The following is a 9,103-nucleotide window of genomic DNA, read 5'->3' as shown; positions in this document are numbered from 1 at the left end:
AGACCTGGTAGCTCATCCCCGCCGTCAGCTTGAATTTGCGCCCGTCGCGCAGCTCGCTGTCAAGCTCGCCTTGCAGCACGTAGAGCACGTGGCCGCGGTCGCACCAGTGATCGGCGAGATAACCCGGCGAATACTCGACCATCCGCACCCGGAGATCGCCGATGTTCAGCGTCCGCCASTGGGCTTGACCGGTCTCGCCTGGATGCGTCGTCGGCTCGACCTTGCTCCAGTCGGTGACGGTGAAGGGGGAGGTGGGGAGTTTCATGGGGAATCCTATGTCAGAGCCGGCAGTGCTTCTGTTATCGCACGCCGTCGCCGCAGTCTCCGTCATTGCCAGCGCAGCGAAGCAATCCAGTGATGCAGCCGTGGAGGCAGTCTGGATTGCTTCGCTGCGTTCGCAATGACGAGCTTGAGGCACGCTCGTGCCTCACTCTCGGTGTCATCGCCCGCCTTGTGCGCACTTGCGCACTGGGGCGGGCGATCCAGTACTCCGAGACGTCCGTGGTTGATCGAGAAGCCGCGGCGTACTGGATTCCCCGCCTTCGCGGGGAATGACGGCGGTGGACGAGGCGCTCACTGCACCAGATGATTCGCCGATCCCTGCACAATCAGCCCCGCGGCGTTGACCCGCAGATACTCGCAGATCCGCTTGCCCCGCTCGTTCGCGTAGAACACCACGACGCTGTCCGGGCTGACGAACACATCGATCAGCGAGAAATGCAGCTCCGGCACCAGCCCGAGCGCGTTGCCCCAATAGGCCCGAAGCGCGTCCTTGCCGCGCACGGTGCCGCTGGCGTCGAACCCCAGCGCGGGGATCCGGTCCGAGGTCATCTCCGCGGCCTCGTCGTAGAGCGTGAGCACGCGCTCGAGGTCGCGCGCATTCCAGGCTTCGACCCAGGTCCGGCCGAGGGCTGCGAGCTCGGATGGCTGATGGTGCTGTGGCATGGTTTCCTCCCTGATTGGCCCCTTGGTTGGCTGCGAGGCATATTAGGTCAATAATACTTACCTATATTGATTTGTCCATGCCCAAAGAAGAATGTGGGCGCGCGCGCCGCGCGGTTGCGGGCGGGGGCATGGTCGCGTATTTGCTTGCCATGACAGCAGCACAGCACGACCGCTCCGCGTCGACGCCCTCCGTGGCCTCGGCGCATGACAAGATTCTCATCGTCGACTTCGGCAGCCAGGTGACGCAGCTGATCGCGCGTCGCGTCCGCGAGGACGGCGTCTATTGCGAAATCGTCCCGTTCAACAAGGCCGAAGAAGCCTTCAAGGAGATGAAGCCGAAGGCGGTGATTCTCTCCGGCGGGCCGGAGTCGGTCCACGAGGCAGGCTCGCCCCGCGCCCCGCAGCTGATCTTCGCCTCCGGCGTTCCCGTGATGGGCATCTGCTACGGCCAGATGACCATGGCGGAGCAGCTCGGCGGCACCGTCGAGGGCGGCCACCACCGCGAATTCGGCCGCGCCGATGTCGAGGTGAAGGCGCCGAGCAAGCTGTTCGAGGACGTCTGGTCGCCAGGCGGCAAGAACCAGGTCTGGATGAGCCATGGCGACCGCATCACCAAGATGCCGCCGGGCTTTTCCGTCGCCGGCACCTCGCCGAACGCGCCATTCGCGATCATCCAGGACGAGACGCGCAAATATTACGGCCTGATGTTCCACCCCGAAGTGGTGCACACGCCCGACGGCGCCAAGCTGATCCGCAATTTCGTGCGCAAGATCGCGGGCCTCACCGGCGACTGGACCATGCGCGCCTTCCGCGAGGAGGAGATCGCGAAGATCCGCCAGCAGGTCGGCAAGGGCAAGGTGATCTGCGGCCTCTCCGGCGGCGTCGATTCAGCCGTCGCGGCCGTGCTGATCCACGAAGCCATCGGCGACCAGCTGACCTGTGTGTTCGTCGATCACGGCATGCTGCGTCTTGATGAAGCCAAGACGGTGGTCGATTTGTTCCGCCACCACTACAACATCCCGCTCGTGCACGTGGATGCGTCGAAGCAATTCCTCGGCGCACTCGAAGGCGTCACCGATCCCGAAACCAAGCGCAAGACCATCGGCCGTCTCTTCATCGAGGTGTTCGAGCAGGAGGCCAAGAAGATCGGCGGCGCCGACTTCCTGGCGCAGGGCACGCTCTATCCCGACGTGATCGAGAGCGTCTCCTTCACCGGCGGCCCCTCGGTGACGATCAAGTCGCACCACAATGTCGGCGGTCTGCCTGAGCGCATGAACATGAAGCTCGTCGAGCCCCTGCGCGAGCTGTTCAAGGACGAGGTGCGCAAGCTCGGCCGCGAGCTCGGCCTCCCCGAAATCTTCGTCGGCCGCCACCCGTTCCCGGGCCCGGGCCTCGCCATCCGCTGCCCCGGCGACATCACGCGCGAAAAACTCGACATCCTGCGCAAGGCCGACGCCGTCTACATCGACCAGATCCGCAAGCACGGCCTCTACGACGACATCTGGCAGGCCTTCGCCGTGCTGCTCCCGGTGAAGACCGTCGGCGTCATGGGTGACGGCCGCACCTACGATTTCGTGGTCGGCCTGCGCGCGGTGACGTCGACGGACGGCATGACCGCGGACTTCTATCCGTTCGACATGAAATTCCTGGGCGAGACCGCCACACGCATCATCAACGAGGTGAAGGGCGTGAACCGGGTGGTGTACGACGTGACCAGCAAGCCGCCTGGGACGATTGAGTGGGAGTGATCCGACGTCCGATATCGCAGTGTCGCGTCCCGGTATCTGTTCGAGGAGCAGCAGATCTAAGTCTTGGAGATCGATCGTTATAGTGCTCTTTGCGACCTTGAACGGTTCGGGAGGAAGACGATCATCTGGGGATTGATCCAAATCGGATCGAGTTCTAGCATCGCGTCGTGAACGCCGAACAACGAATTGAGAGTTTGGAAGCAGCGCTTGGGACCAGCTTGCCCGTGGCGTATCGCGCCTTCCTGAGGTCACACAGGGAAGAGCCATCTCGTCCGGTTCAAGTCGTCTCGACCAATCCAGACTACTGGGATGTGAGCTGCATCTTCGAAATTGGCGACGCTAAAAGTTATCTTCAGGTCGATCGTTGTTACGCACTGGTTGCCGACGTCCTTCCCGATGGGATGTTGCCGGTTGGCGAAGACCAAGGTGGTAACCTCTACCTTTTGGATTGCCGCACCGGTCCGAGCACGGGAGCCGTCTATTGGTGGGATCATGAACAGGAGCTTGGCGAGGATCGCGTCGAGTTGGTCGCGACGAGCTTCCCGGCGTTTCTCGCTGTTTTAGTCCCCGATTCGTAGCGGCTTCGACAGATTGGATCGCGACAGTGCATGTACGACGTGACGAACAAGCCGCCTAGGACGATTGAGTGGGAGTAACTTTTAGAGACTGAGTGTCGAGGGCACATTTTTAGGGGCTCCGTTTCGGTCGGTTCTGTACCATCATGGTCCATGATGGTATCTGGCGGCGAACCGAACGGAGAATACCTTGTTGACCGATACGGGACCTCAGAAGCTCAAGCCTGGCGAGAAGCTTTACAGGCGCGGCGACCGCGACGGCATGTACGTTGCCGTCCTGCCCATCAATAGGCGCAAGCAGATCTGGGAAAGTGGCGACCACACGATCAAGGTGGTGCATTGATGCGCGCTGCGTTGAAAGTGGTGATGGCCGCAATATTTGCTATGCCGGCTGCGGTGGCTCTGGCGAAGTCTCCGGACTGCGCGAGTTGGCCCACGAACATGGCCCTCACGCACCTCAAGAACGCCGGCCTGATTGATATCCCATCAGTGATCGAGGCGCAGACCAAGGCCGTTCGTCTCGCATCCGAAAAGATCGGCAAAGACCTCTACCAGCAGGTTTACGACATCACGTTTCACACCAAGGATGGCAAGACGATCGAGGTCATCACGAAAAGCCAGGCATCAAGCGAGGAATGTTCGATGAGCGGCGTCGACGTCTACGTGGTCTCGAAGAAAATCGGCGGGTCGGCAGAGCAGCCATCTGAGGGCACGACTAAAAAGTGATCCGGCTGCACCGAAAGCTCAAGAACTGTAATTGACCCGCAGCGCACCCCCAGGCGATAGAGAATATTCGGTCGCGCGCCGCTCGAAGAAGTTAGTGCGCGCGACCGGTTCTCGGTGTCAATCCCACGGTCGTCGATCGATTACTGCTCCTTCCTGAACAAATCCTGGAAGATGAGCGGACCCCAAACGCGGCCGCGGGCGTGCACCAGCGCGCCACCCTCGTTGAGCTTGCCCAGCTTGACGGGTGCGAAGCCGAGTTGCTTGGCCAAGGCCGCCACGGGAGCGGTCGCGTCCTCGTCGTCGCTCGAGAGAAAGACGACCCGGTGGCCGCCCTCGACGACCGGATCGGCCGCCAGTTTGGTCGCACCCAAATGATTGAAGCCTTTCACGAGCCTGGCACCGGTGAACGCTTTCGCGACGACGGCGGAGGACAGAAGACCGTCCAGCTCTTCTCCAAACCCGTTGGTCGCGTCGATGATCGTCTTGCCTTTCCAGCTCGGCAGCGCCTTCGCAACTTCGCGATGCTCCCCGAACGGGACTGCCAGGATGATGGTGTCGGCCTCGAGTGCGTCCCACAGCGACCTGGCGACGACCGTGGGGCCGATCGCCCGAGCCTGCGGCGCCAACGCCTCGGGCGGCCGGCGGCTCGCGACTGATACCTCGATGTTCTTGCGGGCGAAGGCATGGGCGAGGGCCTGGCCTATCTTGCCGAATCCTATGATTGCGTAGCTCATAATGCTCCTCCTTTTTCAGATGGCCGAGAAGCCGCCGTCGACGGACAACTCCACCCCGTTCACGAAGCTCGAATCGTCTGACGCCAGAAACAGCGCGACCGCCGCGATTTCCTCGGGACGACCCATCGTTCCCCTGGGGATCAGGGATTCGAACATCCGCTTCGCTTCCTCGGTGAGAACCTGGTCCTGCATCGGTGTGGCGATCGGCCCCGGGCTCAGCACGTTCACCCGGATATTCCGGCCCTTCAGTTCGTTGAGCCAGGTGCGTGCGAATGAGCGCAACGCCGCCTTGCTCGCCGCGTACACGCCGTAGCCGGGAAAACCTTTCACCGACGCAACCGACCCGGTCATGAAGATCGACCCGCCATCGCGAAACAGCGGCAGCGCCTTCTGAACCGCGAACAGCGTGCCGCGCGTGTTCAGGCCGAAGGTCGCATCGAAATGCTGCTCGGTGATCTCGCCCAGCGGGACGGCTTCGCCCATGCCGGCGCTGGCGTACAGGACGTCGATCTTGCCCTTGTCCCGCTTGACCGTGTCGAACAGGCGGTCGAGGTCGTCGAGATTGGCTGCGTCGCCGCGCACGCCGGTCACGTTCCGGCCAATCAGCCTGACGGCCTCGTCGAGCGCTTCCTGCCTCCGGCCCGTGATGAAGACATAGGCGCCTTCTTCAACGAACCGCCTGGCGCTCGCCAGCGCCATGCCGCTCGATCCACCCGTGACGACTGCGATCTTACCTTCAAGCTTTCCCATGACTTCCTTTCAGACTCCGTCTTCGGTCGTTCGGGGACGCCCCCGAGAGGCTCGACATAGGTCCGCGGGAGGCATGCGTTGAGTGCGGAAGCGCGCACATCGGTGGTGCGAAATCGATCCGGCTGGGCGGCCGACGCCAGCCGCGACGATCGGTATCCGCGGTTCGGAATTGGGCCACGCTCGTCGGCACAGGCTGTGAAGACTGCCTGTACTGCTGTTCGATGTGTTAGGTACGGGCTTTGGAAGGCGCACCGCGCGGTGCGGGATTGCACCATGATCGACTGGGACGACGTTCGCTATTTTCTTGCCGTCGCGCGCGGCGGCTCGGTGCGGGCTGCCGCCGAGCGCCTCGGCGTGAACCACGCGACCGTGCTGCGACGCATCGCCCAGCTCGAGGAACGCCTCGGGGTCCACATGTTCGAGAAGTTGCCGTCGGGCTATCGCCTGACGGCTGCGGGCGAGGAGGTCCTCGAGTTCGCGGACCAGATGGAAGCGTCGTCGCACCAGCTGGAGACGCGCGTCTTTGGGCGCGACCAGAGCGTGCGCGGGCGTCTGCGGGTGACGCTGGCGCCGCCGCTTGCGACTCACCTGCTCATGCCTGATTTCGCCGATTTCGCGCGTCAGCATCCTGACATCGAGATGGAGATCCTGTCGTACGGCGAGCTGGCAAATCTGACCAACCGGGAGGCCGACGTGGCGATCCGCGTCGTCTACGACCGCAAAACCCTGCCGCTCAATCTTCACGGCCTGAAGGGACCGGAGGTGTTCGGCGGCGTCTACATGTCCCGGGATCGACTGGCCGCGTGGCGTGCCGGCGCGCCTGATCCTGTCAGGTGGATCGTCATCAGCATTCACGGAATTCCGGATTGGGCCAGCGCGGGTGAGGTTCGCACCGCCGAGGTTCCGTTCAGGGTCACAGATGCCGGAGCGCAGATCGTTGCCGTACGGCAAGGGCTCGGGATCACGACACTGCCGTGCTTCGTCGGCGATGCCGACCCCCTGCTGGTGAGGGTGCCGGGCACCGGCCTGCACATGTACGGAACGCTCTGGCTTCTCACACAGGGCGAGACACGCAAGACCAAGCGCGTGCGGCTCTTCACCGAGTTCGTATCCCGCAGGCTCGCCGCGTATGCGCCGCTTCTCGCGGGGCTGTCCGTATCGCGCGACTGACGCGGCGTCATACTAAGGCGATGTTGCGTCAGCAATAGCAGGCGATCGTTCTCGCGTTGCCATGCAGGATGAACCGTCTCACCAGATGAACGGAATCAGGCGCCGGCGCACACGGCGCGCGTAGTCGTCATAGCCCTCGAGGCCCGCGCGCAGCGTCTGCTCCTCGACGCCGATCCGGATGCCAAACAAGAGGGCGAGGATGGGGACCGTCGCAAGTCCCCACCACGAGCCGAGCACGAGCGATGTCCCGGCGATGTAGAAGAGCGTGCCGAAATACATGGGATGGCGGACGATGGCATAGGGGCCTGTTGTGATGACCGCCTGCCCGCGGTCCCTTTGCAGTTTCACGACCGGCGCCGCGAAGCTGTTCGTGCGCATGGTCCAGTAAATGAACAACATCGCCGCCAGGAGGAGCCCGCAGCCTGCCCACTGCACGGAAGATGGCATTGCTGACCAGCGCCAGCGCGCCGCATCTGCCGCCATGAAGCCCATTCCTCCAAATATGAGGAGCAGGATTGGGACGAGAATCAGCTTGTCCGCGAGCGGCTGATCTTTCTGTACGGGCGGCTTGAGGCGCTCTCTGAGCAGGCTCGGATCGACCCGCGCCATGGTTGTTCCAAACACGACCGAGAGCCCGACCATCACTCCGAGATAGAACCACCCGCCGGTGTAGTCCGTCGTGCCTGCAGCACCAAAGATGATCGCGCCCATGAAGGCGAACCAGACGATCGTTTGGACGATGAGATTTAGTACGAGACCCATCTTTCTGCCTTTCCCGTCGAAGGTTCGGAGTCTTCCGCACGGTCAGCGCCGCTGCGGGATTCCTCATTGCCGTCGTCGGCCGCGCGTCCAGCGGCTGATGGCGTCCTCCATGGCGCCGCGCATGACCCGATAGAAGTCGGCCATCTCCCTGAGACGCGCGCTTGCCGCCTTGGACGCAGCTATTTCAGCCCCGGCGTTCAACTGCCCGGCCAACGCGTCGAGCAGACGATTCTGCTGCCGGACCATGACTTCGTAGTCGTCTGCTACGGCATAAAGCGCGCGTTTCGTCCCAGGTTCGCTATGGCGACGCGCCAGCGTGTAACTCTCCAACAGTCGAGCGGCGACGCTTGCGCTGCTCTTGCTGATCCCGAGGTCTTCGGTGATCTGATCGAGGCTGACGGGGCGAGGGCAGAGAAGCAAATAGCCATAGAGACGGGCGGCGACGGGCGGTACGCCCCAGGGCGTGAGCAGCCGTGCCACGTCCTCTGTGAACCGCTGCTCGTCCCTGCTGGTTTTGTTTGACATATTCGGCATATCCCGAATATATAGAATTAAAGGCCGGCTGCAAGTGTCAAGCGGGGGCTCATGCCTCCCTGTCAGTGCGCTGTTGCCCGTGTTTTGCAGGATCGGCATCATGTCGCCGGCGTTCACGCTTCGGCGGGAGCCATAGCACCATGACGGTCGTCGAGCAGAAAACCGTGGCGTGCCTCGGATCGAGCAGCACGGCAGGCAAAGGGCAGGCCTTCGACTGGATCGCCGAGCTGCGCACCCGGCCGCGCAATGCGCAAGTTGAGTTCGAGAACTTCGGTGTCGGTGGTGACCTGGCCTACAATGCGCTCAAGCGATTGCCTGCGGTGCTTGCCTGTCGTCCCGGCAAGGTCGTCGTTTGGGTTGGTGGCAACGATGTCCTCGCCCTCGTGTCAAGGCGGGCGCGGCGCTTCTTCTCGATTTCGAAGCACCTTCCATGCGCCCCGTCGCCTGGCTGGTTCCGCGAGAACCTCACCGAACTGGCCCGCAGGCTGAAGAGCGACGCGGCTGCAGATATCGGGCTTTGCTCACTCTGCCCGATCGGCGAGAACCTGGATTCGGAGGACCCGTTCCAGAAGGAGCTCAACCGCCGGGTCAAGGAATATTCCGATATCGTGGCTGCCGTCGCAGATGAGGAGAACTGCCGCTACATTGAACTCTATGAAGCGATCGCGGAGGAGCTTCGCGCTTCACCCGGTCAGGCATTCACGTCATTCAGTTTTTTGCCATTCTATCGTGACGCGTTCCGTGTGCTCGTGCTGCGGCGAAGCATCGACGAGGTCGCGCGCATGAATGGATGGCGTTTCCATACCGATGGCGTGCACCTGAACAGCCGCGTGGGACGGATCGTGGCGGATCGCATTCAAGAGTTCATCGACGCCTGCTAGGGTGATCCTCGAAGCGAGGTCACGAGCAAGGCACAAGGTACAATCACTGCATGATATTCAACGGAGCAGCGCCATGGACGAGCGGCAGACATCGAGCGTGATCGCAATCATTCCCTGCAACGACCTCGATGCAGCGGAGCGGTGGTGGAACAGGCTCGGCTTCTTCAGGCCGGTCGATCAAGGCTACGAAGACTATCGGATGCTGTCAGATGGTGTTGGTGGCGAGGTGCACCTGCAGCAGGCGGTGGAAGGCTGGCTCACTCCGGGGAGCAACCCGT

Annotated in this window: 12 protein-coding genes and 1 pseudogene; 7 read left to right on the top strand and 6 right to left on the bottom strand. The window is 62.6% G+C overall.

Annotated elements, in window-relative coordinates:
- Together ACXJL8_RS25325 and ACXJL8_RS25320 are read right to left on the bottom strand one after the other, a co-directional pair.
- On the bottom strand, nt 1–265 hold a 265-nt coding region (locus ACXJL8_RS25325; protein ID WP_456685787.1), incomplete at its 3' end, for a DHCW motif cupin fold protein.
- 308 nt (nt 266–573) lie between these two features.
- Nucleotides 574–945 carry a nuclear transport factor 2 family protein gene (locus ACXJL8_RS25320; protein WP_456618642.1) on the bottom strand — a complete coding sequence of 124 codons (372 nt, stop codon included), beginning with the start codon at nt 943–945 and terminating at the stop codon, nt 574–576.
- A 149-nt stretch (nt 946–1,094) separates the two neighbouring features.
- On the opposite strand from ACXJL8_RS25320, the gene guaA reads away from it, so the two are divergent.
- The 4 genes from guaA to ACXJL8_RS25300 all read left to right on the top strand — a co-directional run bounded on the left by guaA (nt 1,095) and on the right by ACXJL8_RS25300 (nt 3,994).
- Nucleotides 1,095–2,693, top strand: coding sequence for a glutamine-hydrolyzing GMP synthase (gene guaA, locus ACXJL8_RS25315; protein WP_456618807.1), 1,599 nt, complete (start codon nt 1,095–1,097; stop codon nt 2,691–2,693).
- Nucleotides 2,694–2,860: 167 nt separating this feature from the next.
- Nucleotides 2,861–3,271 carry an SMI1/KNR4 family protein gene (locus ACXJL8_RS25310; protein ID WP_456618641.1) on the top strand — a complete coding sequence of 137 codons (411 nt, stop codon included), beginning with the start codon at nt 2,861–2,863 and terminating at the stop codon, nt 3,269–3,271.
- Between the two features lie 187 nt (nt 3,272–3,458).
- Nucleotides 3,459–3,611 carry an integrase gene (locus ACXJL8_RS25305; RefSeq protein ID WP_456618640.1) on the top strand — a complete coding sequence of 51 codons (153 nt, stop codon included), beginning with the start codon at nt 3,459–3,461 and terminating at the stop codon, nt 3,609–3,611.
- Nucleotides 3,611–3,994, top strand: a complete 384-nt coding sequence (locus ACXJL8_RS25300; protein ID WP_456618639.1) for a hypothetical protein — start codon at nt 3,611–3,613, stop codon at nt 3,992–3,994. The genes ACXJL8_RS25305 and ACXJL8_RS25300 overlap by 1 nt, the downstream gene beginning before the upstream one ends.
- A gap of 140 nt (nt 3,995–4,134) precedes the next feature.
- On the opposite strand, the gene ACXJL8_RS25295 is transcribed toward ACXJL8_RS25300, so the two are convergent.
- On the bottom strand, nt 4,135–4,728 hold the full coding sequence (locus ACXJL8_RS25295) for an NADPH-dependent F420 reductase (RefSeq protein WP_456618638.1): 594 nt from the start codon (nt 4,726–4,728) through the stop codon (nt 4,135–4,137).
- 15 nt (nt 4,729–4,743) lie between these two features.
- Nucleotides 4,744–5,478, bottom strand: a complete 735-nt coding sequence (locus ACXJL8_RS25290; protein ID WP_456618637.1) for an SDR family NAD(P)-dependent oxidoreductase — start codon at nt 5,476–5,478, stop codon at nt 4,744–4,746.
- A 273-nt stretch (nt 5,479–5,751) separates the two neighbouring features.
- Here ACXJL8_RS25290 and ACXJL8_RS25285 point away from each other — a divergent pair, with 273 nt between their 5' ends.
- A complete protein-coding gene (locus tag ACXJL8_RS25285) occupies nt 5,752–6,648 on the top strand; it encodes a LysR family transcriptional regulator (RefSeq protein WP_456618636.1) in 897 nt (298 codons plus the stop codon).
- A 78-nt stretch (nt 6,649–6,726) separates the two neighbouring features.
- Here ACXJL8_RS25285 and ACXJL8_RS25280 read toward each other — a convergent pair whose 3' ends face one another.
- Complete coding sequence (locus ACXJL8_RS25280; protein WP_456618635.1) at nt 6,727–7,410, bottom strand: methyltransferase family protein; 684 nt, start codon at nt 7,408–7,410, stop codon at nt 6,727–6,729.
- A gap of 63 nt (nt 7,411–7,473) precedes the next feature.
- Nucleotides 7,474–7,935: a GbsR/MarR family transcriptional regulator gene (locus tag ACXJL8_RS25275; protein ID WP_456618634.1), complete on the bottom strand. Its 462-nt coding sequence runs from the start codon at nt 7,933–7,935 to the stop codon at nt 7,474–7,476.
- A gap of 149 nt (nt 7,936–8,084) precedes the next feature.
- Here ACXJL8_RS25275 and ACXJL8_RS25270 point away from each other — a divergent pair, with 149 nt between their 5' ends.
- Both ACXJL8_RS25270 and ACXJL8_RS25265 read left to right on the top strand, forming a co-directional pair.
- The gene (locus ACXJL8_RS25270) at nt 8,085–8,825 is read left to right on the top strand and encodes an SGNH/GDSL hydrolase family protein (RefSeq protein ID WP_456618633.1); all 741 of its coding nucleotides are present in this window, start codon (nt 8,085–8,087) and stop codon (nt 8,823–8,825) included.
- Nucleotides 8,826–8,898: 73 nt separating this feature from the next.
- A pseudogene (locus tag ACXJL8_RS25265) lies at nt 8,899–9,103 on the top strand (glyoxalase); the annotation flags it as partial.

This window comes from Bradyrhizobium sp. P5_C11_2, from assembly GCF_054049755.1.
This window is presented reverse-complemented; position numbering and strand designations above follow the sequence as displayed.